Raw genomic sequence first — 15986 nt, 5'->3', positions numbered from 1 at the left:
GCCCGGCAGACCTACCCTGAAAGTATGGCTGGTCGCGGAGACCCGCCCGAGGGGACACCCGAGGGGCTCCCCGGCGGTGGAGAGGACGAGTACCGGTCCGTCGTCTTCGACGAATCGTTCGTACGGGCTGCGCGGCTTCAGGAGTACTCCGCGCAGGAGCGGATGGCCGATCACGCACGCGCTGTGCGCAGCCTCCCCGGCTGGTCGCGCAGAAGCGGCTCCAAACAGTTCCTGGTGCTCCTCCTTCTGGTCGCCATCGCCTTCGGCGCCGCCGTCTACCTGGGCGTGCGCCATCCGTATCAGACGCCTGCGACGAAGCAGGCCGAACCGCTGCGCATCACCGTCATCCCGCTCGCGCCCCAGGGGCCCGTCCCCGGGGGCGACGCCGCGCAGCTCTTCGCCCGCAGCCCCGCCGCGCACTTCCGCGTCGGCGCCTCCGGCATCAGCTTCCCGGGAGCGAGGCCCACCAGAAACTTCTCGGAGAGCCAGGTGATGGCCGCGCTGACCATCGCCAAGGACTACCTGGTGCAGTCCTCGCTGGATCCCGACGTGCTGACGGGCGGCGCGGTGCGTCCGGTGCGGCTGCTGCTCGACCCCGACCAGCAGATGCAGTTCGACCGGAGCATGTCCACGCCGGTCGCCGACGGCCATCACGCGGCCACCGGCTGGCTGGTGCGCTTCGATCCCGCGAAGGTGGCCCTGGCCGACCCCGAGATACGGGTCCGGGGCACCCTGCGGGTAGCCGAGGTGGGGCCCGACGCCCTGGAGGTGACGTCGGACCACACCTTCGCCTATGCGCTGCGCCCGGCGGTGGCGAACGGGGCGAAGGCCGGCGATGCCTCGCTGTTCACCGTCCGCCGCGAGCTGCGCCTGCGCTTCGACCGCGACGACCTGCGTCAGCACCGTGCGGAGCTGATGGTCAGCTCCGTCCAGGCCGGACCGCAGGCCTGCTCGGACGAGGCCTCCGGGACGCTGCGGCCGTTGCTCGCCGGACAGCGGGCCGCCGCGGGAGTCCCCGCGGGCACGGACCCGTACGCGACGGGCCGGACGACCGCATCCCTGTGCGGCTCCCTGTCACCGAGCGCCCAGCCGAGCCCCTGAGGAGCGGGAGGAGCGGGCGGGCCCCCACGAGGCGGTGAGAGGGCAGGCGGCCACACGATGGCCCGGCTCCGCGCCCCGGCCCCAGGCACTCACTCTCCGGGCCCCGGCTCGACTCCACGCGCAGGCTCCCGGGGCCCACTCGACTCAGCCACTCGACTCAGCCAGGCGTCGACCCGAGCGACAACCCGGGCACCGACCCAGGCACCGACCCAGGGGCCGGTCCCGGCACGGGCCCGTTGCGGCGACGGGTCCGGACCCCGTCCCCGCACCGATCCGGCGCCCGGTCGTCCCGGACCTGCCCCAAGGGCCCATGCTCGGCCGACTCGGCCTCAGGCCTCGGCGCCGCCGGTGTCCTTGGTGCCGGTCGACCCCGAGCCGCCGCTCGAGCCGTTCGCCCCGGTGAACTTGTCCCGGAGCTTCCCGCCCAGGTCGCCCGCGCCGCCCGCTATGTCGCCGACCAGCTTCATCAGCGGATCCTTGCTGGTGCGCACCGTGTCCGCGTAGTGCGAAGCGGACTCGCGGAACGAGTCGGTGACGGAGGTGTCCTTGTCCTCGTCGCGCCGCGGGTAGTGGCCGTCCATGATCCGCTGGTAGTCGCGGGTCTCGGCCCACTTCTTCAGCTCAGCCGCGCGGACCGTGGTGAAGGGGTGCGACCGGGGCAGCACATTGAGGATCTTGAGCACGGAGTCCCGCAGGTCGCCGCCCGCCTCGTACTCCTCGGCCTGCTGGAGGAAGGCGTCGACGTTCATCTCGTGCAGATGGTTGCCACCGGCGATCTTCATCAGACCGCGCATCGACGCCTGGAGGTCCTGACCGACCAGCAGTCCCGCCCGGTCGGCGGAGAGCTCCGACTTGCGGAACCACTCGCGCAGCGCGGTCACGATCGCCATGATCGCCACATTGCCGAGCGGGATCCACGCGACCTTCAGGGCCAGGCCCGTGAGGAACAGCAGGATCGTGCGGTACACGGAGTGGCCGGAGAGGGCATGGCCCACCTCATGGCCCACGACCGCCCGCATCTCCTCCTCGTCCAGCAGCTCCACCAGACCGGTGGTCACCACGATGATCGGCTCGTCCAGGCCGATGCACATGGCATTGGGCTTCGGGTCCTGCGCGACATACATCGCCGGGACCTTCTCCAGATCCAGGATGTAGCAGGCGTCCCGCAGCATGGTGTTGAGGTGCGCGAACTGGGCGTCGCTCACCCGCACCGAGTCGGAGAGGAACAGCAGCCGCAGGCTGCGCTCCGGCAGAAGTCCGCTCAGTGCCTTGAAGACGGTGTCGAAGCCGCTCAGCTTGCGCAGGGCGACCAGCGCGGAGCGGTCCGCGGGATGTTCGTACGCCCGAGAAGAGATGCCCGGGAAGCGCTTGCGCTGCCGGCTCGGCACCTTCTCGTGATTGCTTTCGGTCATTCCAGCCCCCTATTGACCTGATGGTCCGCGATAGGAATCGTTCGCTCGTCCCCCTGACGGCCCCCAGCGTAGGTGCTGGGACTACCGTGGGCCGGGGGCTGTGGACAACTTCGGAGTCAGGAGTACACCCGACATGCCGGACACCGCCGCACTGCTTGCCGCAGCGGCCGGGCAGCAGGGACTGGGCAACACCCTGCGCGTGGCCCTGATCGCGTCGATCGTCGGAGCCGCACTGCTCGCCTGGTTCCTGTTGCGCGGCTACCGCGGAAACGGCGCCGACGACACCGACAACGACTGAGTCGGCGTGAGCGTGCCCGGGTGGCCCGCATACGATGTGCTCGACGTCTCTTCGCTCCGTGTCCGACGTCCCCCGCTGTTCCCCTGTTTCTTCCGAATCCCGAGCTCCGACTCCCGATCGATAAGGGTCCTGCTGAAGATGAGCCTCGCCAGCACCGCCGCCAACCTGGTCACTCTCGCCGAGGGCGCCGAGCACGGCGGCAACCACCAGAGCCTCAGTCCGTACCTCACCGGTGGCGGCGCCTTCCTCGCGCTGCTTCTGCTGCTGTGGATCACCACCCGCTTCAACCGCGACCGCTGAGGCCTGGCCGGCCGGACGTGCCAGTAGGCTCTGCACGCATGGGAGAGCAGGAAGTGGCTACGGGTTCCGGTTCCGGCAGGCGTCGACTCGGCGTCATGGGCGGGACCTTCGACCCGATCCACCACGGACACCTGGTGGCCGCCAGTGAGGTGGCCTCCCTGTTCCATCTGGACGAAGTCGTCTTCGTGCCGACCGGACAGCCGTGGCAGAAGGGTCACACGGTGGTGTCCCCGCCCGAGGACCGCTACCTGATGACGGTCATCGCCACGGCGTCCAACCCGCAGTTCTCCGTCAGCCGGATCGACATCGACCGGCCGGGGCCGACGTACACGATCGACACCCTGCGGGATCTGAGCAATCTCAACGCAGACGCGGATCTGTTCTTCATCACCGGCGCCGACGCCCTCTCCCAGATCCTCGGGTGGCGCGACGCCTCCGAGTTGTTCTCGCTCGCCCACTTCATCGGAGTGACCCGGCCGGGGCACGATCTGACGGACGACGGGCTGCCCGAGGGCGGGGTCTCCCTGGTGGAGATTCCGGCGCTGGCGATTTCCTCGACGGACTGCCGGGCGAGAGTGGTGAAGGGCGATCCGGTCTGGTACCTGGTGCCGGACGGCGTGGTGCGCTACATCGACAAGCGCCAGTTGTACCGCGGCGAATGAGCCACGGAGAGGGGCACCGGTGAACGACCAGCAGAATCCTTACGACCCGTACTACCAGCCGCAGATCATCGGCTACGACGAGTACGGGCAGCCGGTCTACCAGCAGCCCCAGCAGTACGACCCTTACGCGCAGCAGCAGCCTCAGCACACTCGGCAACAACCCTCCCAGCAGCAGTACCCGCAGCAGCAGGGCGGCGAGCAGGGATACGGGTACGACCCGTACGCGGAGTACCAGCAGCAGAGCACGCAACAGCCCCAGTCGTACGACCCCTACGCCCAGGCCCCCCAGCAGCCGCAGACCCGGGCCGGGCAGGGGTACGGCTACGACGGATACGGCTACGACACCGGGCAGCAGCCCGCGGCCGTCGACACCACCCAGCAGTGGACCGTTCCGCAGCAGCAGCCGTCCCCCGAGCCGCCCGCCCGGACCGCGCCGGAGCCCGAGTCGGGGCCCGAGGTGGGCGTGCCCGGCCAGCGCCGGTCCGACGACGACCGGGACTACCGCACCGAGCAGTTCTCCTTCATCGAGGAGCCCGACGAGGACTCCGAAGACGTCATCGACTGGCTGAAGTTCACCGAGAGCCGCTCCGAGCGGCGCGAGGAGGCCAAGCGCCGCGGCCGCAACCGCGTCGTCGGACTCGTCGTCGCCCTCGCCCTCGTCGTCGTGGGCGGAGTCGGCTACCTCTGGTACGCGGGCAAGATCCCCGGGCTCTCGGACGGTGACAAGGCGAACACCGCCGCCGCCGGCCCGCAGAAGCGCGACGTCATCGTGGTGCATCTGCACAACACCAAGAAGCAGGGCACATCGACGGCCCTCCTCGTCGACAACGTCACGACCGAGCAGGGCACGACCGTCCTCCTCCCCAACTCCCTCTCGGTCGGCAACGACGACGGGACCACCACCACGCTCGGCAAGTCCGTGGAGGACGACGGCTCGACGGGCACCCGCGACGCCGTCGGCTCCCTCCTCGGCGCGAAGATCACCGGCACCTGGCGCCTGGACACCCCGTATCTCGAGAATCTGGTGGAGCTGGTCGGCACGATCGACCTGACCACCGACGCACAGGTGCCCGGCGCGAAGAAGGGGGAGGCGCCGCTCGTGAAGAAGGGTGAGAACCAGACCCTGAACGGGCGGGCGGCCGTCGCCTACGCCACCTACCTGGCACCCGGCGAGGCCGAGGCCAAGCAGTTGCAGCGCTTCGGCCAGGTGATGCAGGCCGTCCTGAAGAAGTTCCCCGACGAGCCGGGCTCCGCGACCGTGACGGTGGAGACGCTGGCGCAGATCCTCGACCCGTCGCTGACCGAGAAGGACCTGGGCGCGTCGCTCGCCAAGCTCGCCGAGCGCGCCAAGGGCGGCGACTACAAGACCGCCCTGCTGCCGGTCCAGGAGGACGGCACGCTCACGCAGCAGGCCTCCAGCAGTGTCGTCAAGGACATCCTGGGCGGCTCGGTGACCGCGCCCGACAAGGACGCGGCGGTACGGGTCGGCATCAAGAACGGCACAGGGGACACCTCGGCCACGGAGACCGCCCGGATCTCCCTGGTCAACGGCGGCTACTCGGTCCTCGACGCCGGCAAGGCGGACACGGAGTCCACCTCGGCCGTCACCTACGCGGACGCGGCGCAGAAGGCCAAGGCCGTCGAGGTCGCCAAGACGCTCGGACTGCAGGAGAAGTCGGTGAAGAAGGGCGCCGCCACGGCGAACGCCGATGTCACCGTCGTCCTCGGCCAGGACTTCGAGAAGAACTGACGCGCGCTCGGCCGGAGCGGGGCCGTGACCGCCCGGGGTGACGCGATGATCACGACGTGATGATCACGGCGTGGGCTGTCGGCGGTCCGTGAGACCCTTGTGAGGTATCAGACCGCCGACGAAAGCCTGCTTGTGACCGCCACGGACCGCTCCATCGAGCTCGTCAGCCTCGCCGCCCAGGCGGCGGCCGACCGGCTCGCGCACGACATCATCGCCTACGACGTCAGCGACGTGCTGTCGATCACCGACGCCTTCCTGCTCGCCTCCGCGCCCAACGACCGCCAGGTCAAGTCGATCGTCGACGAGATCGAGGAGCGGCTGAACAAGGAGCTCGGAGCGAAGCCGGTCCGTCGTGAGGGGGACCGCGACGCCCGCTGGATCCTTCTCGACTACGTCGACATCGTGGTGCACGTCCAGCACAGCGAGGAGCGTGTCTTCTACGCCCTGGAGCGGCTGTGGAAGGACTGCCCCGAGCTGCCGCTGCCCGAGGACGCGCTGAAGACCCGCGGCAAGGCCGACGAGCACGCCCGGCTCACCGGCGACCCGGAAGGTGAGCTGAGCTGAACGGCACGGATCCCCGCAAGCGCGCCACAGGCCGTCGTGTCGTCCTGTGGCGACACGGTCAGACCGCGTGGAACCTGGAACGGCGCTTCCAGGGCACCACGGACATCGAGCTGACCGAGGACGGTGTCGCCCAGGCGCGCCGTGCCGCCCGGCTGCTGGCGTCGCTGGAGCCCGACGTGATCATCTCCTCGGACCTCCAGCGCGCCGGGGCGACCGCCGCCGAGCTGGCCGAGATCACCGGCCTCGACATCTCGTACGACGCCGCTCTGCGGGAGACCTACGCCGGTGTCTGGCAGGGGCTCACCCACGAGGAGATCGTCGCGCAGCACGGTGAGCAGTACGCGGCCTGGAAGCGCGGCGAGCCCGTGCGCCGCGGTGGCGGCGAGCTGGAGTCCGAGGTGGCCGACCGGGCCGCGCCCGTGGTGCTGCACCACGCGGAGAAGCTCCCGGAGAACGGCACCCTGGTCGTCGTCAGCCACGGTGGCACGATCCGCACGACGATCGGCCGGCTGCTGGGCCTGGAGTCGCACCACTGGGAGAGCCTCGGCGGCCTCTCCAACTGCTGCTGGTCGGTGGTCGGCGAAGGCGCGCGCGGCTGGCGGCTGCTGGAGCACAACGCCGGCACCCTCCCCGAGCCGGTCCTCGGCGACGACGACTGACCCGCAGCGACAGGGCCCCGGCGACGACGAGCGGCCCCTGCGGACGGGTCCGTCGTGGCCACGACAGGCCCGCCGGTCCGGCCTCCGGGCCCCCGGCCCCCGGATTTCACTTTCCGGCAGGTCGCAGGCTAAAGTTCTTCTTGTTCGCAGCGCGGAGCGCGAAGAACACGCGGGGCTATAGCTCAGTTGGTAGAGCGCCTGCATGGCATGCAGGAGGTCAGGAGTTCAATTCTCCTTAGCTCCACAATCCGGATCCCGTCCTCCTCCGAGGGCGGGATTTCGCGTTTCCCCGGGAACCGGCCTTCCGCGGGCATCCGACCGACGCAGATCTCTGCCCGCTGTGATAGCCACCCGTGGACTCCCCGCGAACACCGGGCAGTTGGCCGCTCCGGCTCCCGGCGGGCGCGAACGCGGCGCCGCATCGTGCCGACACTTGTGCAAAGCGCCCTTGCGCCGGGCGGGTTCGGGCTCATCGCGCGGGCGTCCGTGGACAGCCGTGCTCCGGCGAAACGGAAGCGACGGCGGCCCTCTTCCGCACCTCGCCGCCCCGCCGCCGGAGCGTGCCTCGCGTTCGCCCACAGCCCCGCACGCACCCGTGCACTCTCCGCCGTAGGTCGGGAAGAGGCGGCGTACGCGGTGATCTTGCGCTCCGTGGCCGGTCTCGTACGCAAACGCCGCTGACCCCCTTGCCATGCCGTGGCAGAATCGGACGGCCGGAGGGGACACCGGCCAGGATGGGAAGGAGAGCACAATGTCCGCCAGCAGGAGCAAGGAGGCCGATGACCTGCTTGCCGCGGCGGAGATACGCGCTCTCCTCAGCTGCCCTTCCTGCGGATCGGCGCATGTTGCCCAGGTCCTCGGCGACAACGGCGGAGTTTCTTACGTGTGCACGTCCTGCGGCCACAGCTGGAGCTGAGTGATGGGTGCACACAGGCGTAAATGCGACTGGTGCGGCAGTGGTACGCCCATCGTCCGGGACATGGATCCGGTCAATCCTGACTACCAGTACTGGTGCGAGGAGTGCGCACGGGCGCTGATCATAAAAGGCGACCCGATCGAGACGTACCGGGAACTGGAAGGCGAGCCGATCTACGGCCGTCTTCTCGACGAGCACTGCACACTGAAGCGGTTCTACTCGTTCGCCACAGCGTGACCGCTGCCGCCGCGGCCGTCAGCGCGTAGAGCGCCGAGAGGGCCATCTGCCCGCCGTTCTGGGCGAGTTCGGGCCGGTGCTCGCCGTGGGGCACCCACCACAGCGCGTACGAGCTGAACACCAGCCCCACCGTCGCCGCCCATCCCCTCCTTCCGCACGCCGCGAGCGCGAGCACCAGGGGCACGCACCAGACCCAGTGGTGCGACCAGGAGACAGGACTGATCAGCAGCGCCGTCACCCCGCAGACGACGACGGCGCAGGCGTGGTTCTCCCGCCGTGCGGCGCTCACGGCCATGGCGAGGCCCGCCGCGGCCACGAGAGCGGCCGTCAGGGGCCACCACGGCCCCGGATCGGGTGTGTGCAGCAGTCGCGAGAGCGCCCCGCGCAGCGACTGGTTGGCCGTGTCCTCGGCGTGGCCCACCCGGCCGGCCGCGAACACCGCCGACGTCCAGTAGCGCCGCGAGTCGTGGGGGAGGAGCAGCGCGGTCGCGAGCGTGGCGCCGAAGAAGACCGCCGCCGCTGTCGCCGCCCGCCGCAGCCATGCGTTCCACCCCGTCCGGCGGGCCAGAACCACCCCTGTGATCAGCGCGAACAGGGCGAAGAGGGCGGGTGTGAGTTTCACCGCGGCGGCGAGGCCGATACCGACGCCCGCCCACCGGGACCCCGTACGGCGGGTGACGTCCCACAGCACCGCGACCGCCAGCAGCAGATTGACCTGGCCGTACCGCAACGTCGTCCACACCGGCTCGCACCACACGGCGGCCGCGGCCACCCACAGCGCGCCGGTGCGCCGGTCGGCGTGCGGGTGGGTGAGACGCAGCGACAGGGCGGCGAGTGCGACGAGCAGCAGCAGGTTCCCGGCTGTGGCCAGAGCGCGCATCTCCGGGACGCCGACCAGCGTGAGGGGGGTGAACAGCAGGGCGGCGAACGGTGGATACGTCATGGGCAGGCCCGCCTCGGTGACGCGCAGCGCGTAGAGGTCGGCCCCCTGGCGTACGGCCGTCCCCTCGGCCCGGTAGACGAGCAGGTCGATCATCGAGACGCCGGCCGCACGCTGGGCCGCCCAGAAGGCCGCGAACGAGAGCAGACAGACCGACGCGGCCGTGAGGGTGTGGCGGCGGGCACGGAGCAGCGCGATCACGGTCACGAAGGGGGACGTTACCGCCCTCATCCGCGCAGACCGGAAAGGATTTGGTGAAGCGCCGTGGAGGGCGTTAATGTTGTCGACGTCGCCGCGAGGGAAACCCTCGATCAAGGCGGCACATCGCACGGGGCTATAGCTCAGTTGGTAGAGCGCCTGCATGGCATGCAGGAGGTCAGGAGTTCAATTCTCCTTAGCTCCACAGAATGATCAATCGGAAGATCCCGTCGGACCGTCACGGTCGGCGGGATTTTCTGTTGTGCGGGACGTCTTGTGTGCGGGACGTCTTGTCCGCATGAGTGACGAAGAAGGGAGCGGGCGACCCCATCGGGTCGCCCGCTCCCTCTCTCACGTCGGTCAACCGCGGCCGCTGCCGAGGGCCTTGCGGTTCGGTGCGGGCAGCTCGGCCCGGGCCTTCGGGGCCGGAGCGGCCGTCTGCTCGATGCGCATCGCCAGCGCCGGGCACCGTCGTACGGCCCGCTCGGCGCGCCCGCGCATGTGCATGGGAACGACCGCGTCGGCCACCGACGGATAGCCGTCCGGATTGAGCCGGATCAGCTCCGGGATGATGTCCGCGCAGAGCCCGTGGCCCTGGCACAGCGTCCAGTCGATGAAGACCTTCTCGCCGCTCGGAATCGACTCTTCGGCCTCCTCGTACCCGGGCAGCGGAAGCGGCAGCACACCGGTCGTCTCGCGGCCGCACCCGCCGTGGAGCACATGGGCCGCCAGATCGTCCGTGAACGCCGACAGGGTCGAGGCGAAGAACCGCGCCGAACCGTCGGGGTGCTTGCACGCACCACGGCCCTTCACGGCCTGTGTCACCTCGCGCAGCGCCTCCAGGGCGGCAGGTCCGCCGCCGTTCATGACGTCCGCCAGACCGCCGGCCGCGGCGGGCAGCCCCAGCTTGCAGGGGCCGCACTGGCCGGCCGTCTCGGCGGCGAGCCAGTTGGCCACCCGCAACGCCTCACCCAGCGGGCAGGTCTCCGGCCCGATGGGCAGGATGGCCCCCGCGCCGAGCGAACCGCCCACAGCCGCCAGCGACTCACGCGAGACGACCGATTCGTGGACGGCCACCGAGTCGATCCAGTTGCCGTGGTAGCCGCCGGTCAGGACGCCCTGGGGCAGCGGCGGGGCGCCGGCGAGCTGGAGGACGTACCGCAGCGGGACACCCGTGGGGACCTCGACCACCATGGGGCGCGCCACCGCGCCGGAGATGGTGAGCATGACCGTGCCGGGCTCGGAACCCACACCGGTGTTGCTGTAGCGGCGCGATCCGATACGGGCGCCGATGGCGAGCTGCGCGAACGTCTCCGCGTTGGACAGCAGGGTCGGCGCGCCGCCGACACCGGTGTCGGACGCGCGCTCACGGCGGCCGGGCGGCAGGGCGGGGCCGCCGTTGATCGCGCGGATGACCGAGGATGCCTCACCGGAGACCATGCGCTCGGGCGTGCGGACGATGCGTGCGCGCAGCTGCTGCCCGCGCCGGTCCGTCAGACCGCGCTCGGCGAGAGCCGCGCGCATCGACATCTCCGTGGAGTTGCGGGTCACCGCGACGACCAGGGTGCGTGCCCCGAGCGCCTCGGCCGCCAGCAGCGCCCCGTCCAGGATCAGATGGGGAGCACGGTTGAGCAGAACGGTGTCCTTGCGGCAGGCCGGTTCGCCCTCACTGCCGTTCACCACGACGACGGGCCGCACCCCGCGCCGGATGGCGGACTTGGCCACGGCACGCAGCTTCTGCCCGAAGGGGAATCCCGCGCCGCCTCGGCCGCGCAGGGTTATCTCCTCGGCGAGCTGGGCGAGCCGCTCGCCGGTCATCGGTTCCAGCGGTCCGTGCACCTTGAGGTGCATCTGGAGATCCAGGCGCTCGACCAGGTCGAACCCCTGAGTCAGCTGGGGAAGGCCGACGACGCGGACCTCGGGGACATCGGGGAGGGGGGCGTTCAAGGTCGGTCTCCTGCGGGCGCGTTCCAGGGCTCTCCGGCCGGAGGCGGAAAGAGCGGTCCGGGCATCGCTTGGGTTTCGTCGTACGTGGTGGGATTACCGGTGTCGTACGGGGAGGGAGTTGCTTCGTACGGGGACGTGGCGGGCGGGTCGTAGAGAGGGCTCTCGTAGGTCGGGGTGGTGAACGACCCGGAGCCGTAGGACGGGGTGGGGAAGGTCCCCGTGTCGTACGCGGGCGCGGTGAACGAGCCGGTGTCGTACGTCGGGGTGGGGACGGAGCCCGTGTCGTAGGACGGGGTCGGGAAGGACCCGGTGTCGTACGCGGGCCCGGGCGGGGGTGCTGCGGCGGCCGGTGTGCCGAAGGCCGAGGGGTCGTACGCGGGGGTGTCGTACGACGGAGTGGCGGGCGGCGCAACGGGCTCGGCCGGATAGGCCTGGGCGGGCGGAGGCGGCGAGGGGGTCGGCCACATGCCCGGGGCGGGGCCGTCCTCCGACACCACCGGTATCTCCTCGGTCATCGGGATGCGCTCGGCGAGCGGGGCGTTCGGATCGCCCGCGAGGGACACCGCGCGGTAGGCGGCCGAGATCCCGGTGCCCGCGCCGACACCACCGGCGCCGACGACGGGCTCCGCCTCGGGCGGCGGAGGCGCCTCGTACAGCTGGGGTGAGGGGGCTTCGAGCCGTGGCTGCCGGCGCGGCTGTCCGAAGGCGGGCTGGCGCGGGAACTCGGGCTCGACCGGGCGCTGCGTGGGAATGCCGTTCATCCGGTTGAGGCCGACCGGGGCGGTCACCCCTGTCGAACCGGGCAGGGGCGAGGTCGCCATGTCCCGCAGCCCCGGCTCCTCGGCGCGACCGGGGCCCGCACGGCGTCCGGTCAGCGCGAGGATCTTGTCGGCGATGCGGCGCTGCACCTGACGCGGGAGCAGCCGTACCGACACGGCGCCGGTGACGCTAGCGAGGGCCAGGCAGTACATCGTCGTGACCCAGGTCGCCGCCGGACGGCCCGCGTACAGGCCGTGCATCAGGGCGAAGCACCAGGCCGGATAGGCCAGCATGTGCAGGGCGCGCCAGCGGCCCGCGGCCTTGATGTTGCCCGCCAGAGCGCTGCGCATCGCTCCGGTCGCACCCGCGATCACCATGAACAGACCGGCCAGGGAGCCCATGCCGATCAGGCCGTCCGTGCCCGTGACGCCCAGCCCGAACGGGATGAGAGCGCCGATCAGTGCCACATGGCCGAGGGACACCTTCACCGTCGCGTGCAGCAGCAGGAAGCCGAGCGAGGCCGTCGCCGTGCCGCGGTGGATCGCCTGGGCGAGCAGCCGGTGGCGCGGTGACAGCAGCAGCCGGTCCGTCGCGATCAGGCCCCACGCGATGGACGCGGTGAGCGAGACCAGCGACAGCACCCCGGTGGTGAAGTCGAGCGCTGCGCGAAAACTGTCACTCCCAAGGATGGCTATCAGCGGTATGAGCACGAACGCAGCGACCGTCAGGCCACCCTGAGTACGTCGGCTGAGGCCGGCACTCGGTGAGGGTGACGATCGGTTGTTGCGACGAGGGTTCATGGGGCGACTCCGAAGGTGCGGGGAATGCGGTCCCGTTGACGCATGCTAAGGCGACCCATACCGAGCGGTACGACGTTTTGGCGTTTAGAGAGCGGAACCACAGGCAACTGACTCTGGGGTTGCCCTGGATAGGGTCGATACGCGGGGTAACCCCAGTGCCTCCCGGGTGGATCGGCGGCTGTCCAGGCGTATGCCGGCATCTCTCGTGACATCTCCCCGCCCTCGTTCGGACCGCCTGTCAGCGGCCAGTCCTGATCCCCGTACGGATAGATACGGAAGGGAACGCCGATTGTCTCTGGTCCGCGACGAGGTCTGCGCCACACAACGCGATCGCTCTCTGCGGTACCCTGACGTCTATGCGTGCCGTACGCCTTCTGCTTAGCCGGCCGCGCTGATCAGTCCCGACGGATGAAAGATCCGGTCGGAATCGGCGCGGCGTCCCCTCCTGTGCGAGGGGATTTTTCATTTCACCGGGTGATGACAGGGCTCGAGCAGAGACGACCGATGGAGCTTTAAGGATCATGAGCGAGACGAATTCTGCTGCCGAGGTGGCCGCACCGCACCGCTACACCGCTGCGATGGCCGCCGACATCGAGGCACGCTGGCAGGACTTCTGGGACGCCGAGGGTACGTACGAGGCGCCGAACCCCCGTGGCGACCTGGCCGGGGACCCCGCCGTGGCCGCGCGCCCCAAGAAGTTCATCATGGACATGTTCCCCTACCCCTCGGGCGCGGGCCTGCACGTCGGGCACCCCCTGGGCTACATCGCCACGGACGTGTACGCCCGTCATCAGCGGATGACCGGCCACAACGTCCTGCACACCCTGGGCTTCGACGCCTTCGGTCTGCCCGCCGAGCAGTACGCCGTGCAGACCGGCACCCACCCCCGGGTGTCGACCGAGGCCAACATGGAGAACATGAAGGCCCAGCTGCGCCGGCTGGGCCTGGGCCACGACCAGCGCCGGTCCTTCGCGACGATCGACCCGGACTACTACAAGTGGACCCAGTGGATCTTCGTCCAGATCTTCAACTCCTGGTACGACGAGGACGCGAAGAAGGCCCGTCCGATCGCCGAGCTGGTGGCGCAGTTCGAGAGCGGCGAGCGTGCCGTTCCTCGCTCCACGCGCGCGTGGAGCGAACTGGGCGCCCTGGAGCGGGCGGACGTGCTGGGTGAGTTCCGCCTGGCGTACGCCTCCGACGCGCCCGTCAACTGGTGCCCCGGGCTGGGCACGGTCCTGGCGAACGAGGAGGTCACCTCCGACGGCCGGTCCGAGCGCGGCAACTTCCCCGTTTTCAAGGCCAAGCTGCGCCAGTGGAACATGCGCATCACCGCCTATGCCGACCGGCTGCTGGACGACCTGGACGCGCTGGACTGGCCCGAGGCGATCAAGCTGCAGCAGCGCAACTGGATCGGTCGGTCCGAGGGCGCCCGCGTCGACTTCACGGTCGAGGGTCACAGCGACAAGCCGGTCACGGTCTTCACCACCCGCCCCGACACCCTGTTCGGCGCGACCTACATGGTGCTGGCGCCCGAGCACGGCCTGATCGACTCGATCCTGCCCGCCGAGTGGCCCGAGGGCACCAAGGAGGCCTGGACCGGCGGCGCCGCGACCCCGGCCGACGCCGTGGCCGTGTACCGCAAGCAGGCGCAGACGAAGAGCGACGTCGAGCGGCAGACCGAACACAAGGACAAGACAGGCGTCTTCACCGGCGCGTACGCGCAGAACCCGGTGACCGGCGCCCGCATCCCGGTGTTCGTCGCCGACTACGTGCTGATGGGCTACGGCACCGGCGCGATCATGGCCGTCCCCGGACAGGACGAGCGGGACTGGGAGTTCGCGGAAGCCTTCGAGCTGCCGATCATCCGTACCGTGCAGCCGCCCGAGGGCTGGGAGGGCGAGGCGTTCACCGGCCAGGGCCCCGCGATCAACTCCTCGAACGACGAGATCTCGCTGAACGGCCTGGACGTGGCCGAGGCCAAGGCCAGGATCACCGGATGGCTGGTCGAGCGCGGTGTGGGTGAGGCCACGGTCAACTTCCGGCTGCGCGACTGGCTGTTCAGCCGGCAGCGGTACTGGGGCGAGCCCTTCCCGATCGTCTACGACGAGGACGGCGTCGCGCACTCGCTGCCGGAGTCGATGCTGCCGCTGGAGCTGCCCGAGGTCGAGGACTACTCGCCGCGGACGTTCGCACCCGACGACGCCGACACCCAGCCCGAGACCCCGCTGTCGCGCAACCAGGACTGGGTCGACGTCACCCTGGACCTGGGCGACGGCCCCAAGCGGTACCGCCGCGAGACCAACACCATGCCCAACTGGGCGGGTTCGTGCTGGTACGAGCTGCGCTACCTGGACCCGCACAACAGCGAGAAGCTGGTCGACCCGGCCATCGAGCAGTACTGGATGGGGCCGCGCGAGGGCATGCCGCACGGTGGTGTCGACCTGTACGTAGGCGGCGCCGAGCACGCCGTACTGCACCTGCTGTACGCGCGGTTCTGGTCGAAGGTGCTGTTCGACCTGGGCCACGTCTCGTCCGCGGAGCCGTTCCACAAGCTGTACAACCAGGGCATGATCCAGGCGTACGTCTACCGGGACAGCCGCGGCTTCCCGGTGCCGGCCACCGAGGTCGAGGAGCGGGACGGCGCGTTCTTCTTCGAGGGCGAGCCGGTCAAGCGCGAGCTGGGCAAGATGGGCAAGTCCCTGAAGAACGCCGTCACCCCGGACGAGATCTCCGCCGAGTACGGCGCCGACACGCTGCGTCTGTACGAGATGGCGATGGGGCCGCTGGACGTCTCCCGGCCGTGGGACACCCGCGCCGTCGTCGGTCAGTACCGGCTGCTGCAGCGGCTGTGGCGCAATGTCGTCGACGAGTCCACCGGCGAGGTCACGGTCGTCGACACCGAAGCCGACGAGCCCATGCTGCGTGCGCTGCACAAGGCGATCGACGGAGCCGGTCAGGACCTGGCGGCGCTGCGGTTCAACACCGCGATCGCCAAGATCACCGAGCTGAACAACCACCTGACCAAGGTGGGCGGGCCGCTGCCGCGCAGCGTCGCCGAGGCGCTGGTGCTGCTGATCGCCCCGCTGGCCCCGCACATCGCGGAGGAGCTGTGGCGCCGGCTGGGTCACACCGACTCCGTCGTGCACCAGGCCTTCCCCGTCGCGGATCCGGCGTACGTCGTGGACGAGTCGGTGACCTGCGTCGTGCAGATCAAGGGCAAGGTGAAGGCGAGGCTGGAGGTCTCCCCGTCGATCTCGGACGAGGAGCTGGAGGCGCTGGCACTGGGTGACGCGGCCGTGGTCGCGGCGCTGGACGGCGCCGGAATCCGCAAGGTGATCGTGCGGGCGCCGAAGCTGGTCAACATCGTTCCTGCCTAGTCCCCATTTCGGGGGGTTTCGCAGGGGCTGCGGGGCATCCCCTACGGGCAGGTTGGGGGTTCCGAT

Annotated in this window: 13 protein-coding genes, 2 tRNA genes and 1 pseudogene; 12 read left to right on the top strand and 4 right to left on the bottom strand. The window is 70.2% G+C overall.

Annotated elements, in window-relative coordinates; genetic code table 11:
• Positions 1–24 precede the first annotated feature (24 nt).
• The gene (locus ACFWU3_RS11740; protein ID WP_384434767.1) at positions 25–1101 is read left to right on the top strand and encodes a hypothetical protein; all 1077 of its coding nucleotides are present in this window, start codon (positions 25–27) and stop codon (positions 1099–1101) included.
• Between the two features lie 329 nt (positions 1102–1430).
• Here ACFWU3_RS11740 and ACFWU3_RS11735 read toward each other — a convergent pair whose 3' ends face one another.
• Complete coding sequence (locus ACFWU3_RS11735; RefSeq protein ID WP_384434764.1) at positions 1431–2513, bottom strand: M48 family metallopeptidase; 1083 nt, start codon at positions 2511–2513, stop codon at positions 1431–1433.
• Positions 2514–2646: 133 nt separating this feature from the next.
• Between ACFWU3_RS11735 and ACFWU3_RS11730 the strand changes: the two genes are divergently transcribed.
• From ACFWU3_RS11730 to ACFWU3_RS11690, 9 genes are all read left to right on the top strand, one after another.
• Positions 2647–2811 carry a hypothetical protein gene (locus ACFWU3_RS11730; RefSeq protein WP_384434761.1) on the top strand — a complete coding sequence of 55 codons (165 nt, stop codon included), beginning with the start codon at positions 2647–2649 and terminating at the stop codon, positions 2809–2811.
• Positions 2812–2949: 138 nt separating this feature from the next.
• A complete protein-coding gene (locus ACFWU3_RS11725) occupies positions 2950–3111 on the top strand; it encodes a hypothetical protein (protein ID WP_384434758.1) in 162 nt (53 codons plus the stop codon).
• A 38-nt stretch (positions 3112–3149) separates the two neighbouring features.
• Entirely contained in the window at positions 3150–3773 is a 624-nt protein-coding gene (nadD, locus tag ACFWU3_RS11720) for a nicotinate-nucleotide adenylyltransferase (RefSeq protein WP_384434755.1), read from the top strand.
• 19 nt (positions 3774–3792) lie between these two features.
• Entirely contained in the window at positions 3793–5523 is a 1731-nt protein-coding gene (locus ACFWU3_RS11715) for an LCP family protein (RefSeq protein ID WP_384434752.1), read from the top strand.
• Between the two features lie 132 nt (positions 5524–5655).
• Complete coding sequence (gene rsfS / locus ACFWU3_RS11710; RefSeq protein WP_384434749.1) at positions 5656–6087, top strand: ribosome silencing factor; 432 nt, start codon at positions 5656–5658, stop codon at positions 6085–6087.
• A complete protein-coding gene (locus ACFWU3_RS11705) occupies positions 6084–6746 on the top strand; it encodes a histidine phosphatase family protein (protein ID WP_384434814.1) in 663 nt (220 codons plus the stop codon). Before rsfS ends, ACFWU3_RS11705 begins: the two co-directional genes overlap by 4 nt.
• Before the next feature lie 171 nt (positions 6747–6917).
• Positions 6918–6990: transfer RNA gene (locus tag ACFWU3_RS11700), tRNA-Ala, on the top strand.
• A 507-nt stretch (positions 6991–7497) separates the two neighbouring features.
• Positions 7498–7662, top strand: coding sequence for a hypothetical protein (locus tag ACFWU3_RS11695; RefSeq protein WP_340473065.1), 165 nt, complete (start codon positions 7498–7500; stop codon positions 7660–7662).
• Between the two features lie 3 nt (positions 7663–7665).
• Positions 7666–7899 carry a hypothetical protein gene (locus tag ACFWU3_RS11690; RefSeq protein WP_030494108.1) on the top strand — a complete coding sequence of 78 codons (234 nt, stop codon included), beginning with the start codon at positions 7666–7668 and terminating at the stop codon, positions 7897–7899.
• On the opposite strand, the pseudogene ACFWU3_RS11685 reads toward ACFWU3_RS11690, so the two are convergent.
• Positions 7880–9046, bottom strand: a pseudogene (locus tag ACFWU3_RS11685) (glycosyltransferase 87 family protein); the annotation flags it as partial. The gene ACFWU3_RS11690 and the pseudogene ACFWU3_RS11685 overlap by 20 nt on opposite strands.
• A gap of 123 nt (positions 9047–9169) precedes the next feature.
• On the opposite strand from ACFWU3_RS11685, the gene ACFWU3_RS11680 reads away from it, so the two are divergent.
• Positions 9170–9242, top strand: a tRNA-Ala gene (locus ACFWU3_RS11680).
• Between the two features lie 155 nt (positions 9243–9397).
• On the opposite strand, the gene ACFWU3_RS11675 is transcribed toward ACFWU3_RS11680, so the two are convergent.
• The gene (locus tag ACFWU3_RS11675) at positions 9398–10984 is read right to left on the bottom strand and encodes a ferredoxin (protein WP_384434745.1); all 1587 of its coding nucleotides are present in this window, start codon (positions 10982–10984) and stop codon (positions 9398–9400) included.
• Positions 10981–12453: a hypothetical protein gene (locus ACFWU3_RS11670; RefSeq protein WP_384434742.1), complete on the bottom strand. Its 1473-nt coding sequence runs from the start codon at positions 12451–12453 to the stop codon at positions 10981–10983. Before ACFWU3_RS11670 ends, ACFWU3_RS11675 begins: the two co-directional genes overlap by 4 nt.
• Before the next feature lie 611 nt (positions 12454–13064).
• Here ACFWU3_RS11670 and leuS point away from each other — a divergent pair.
• Entirely contained in the window at positions 13065–15920 is a 2856-nt protein-coding gene (gene leuS, locus ACFWU3_RS11665) for a leucine--tRNA ligase (protein WP_384434739.1), read from the top strand.
• Positions 15921–15986 lie beyond the last annotated feature (66 nt).

It is taken from the genome of Streptomyces sp. NPDC058685 (assembly GCF_042714725.1).
Lineage (GTDB): Bacteria > Actinomycetota > Actinomycetes > Streptomycetales > Streptomycetaceae > Streptomyces.
The sequence above is the reverse complement of the archived record's forward strand: the minus strand, read 5'-3'. Positions and strand labels throughout refer to the sequence as shown.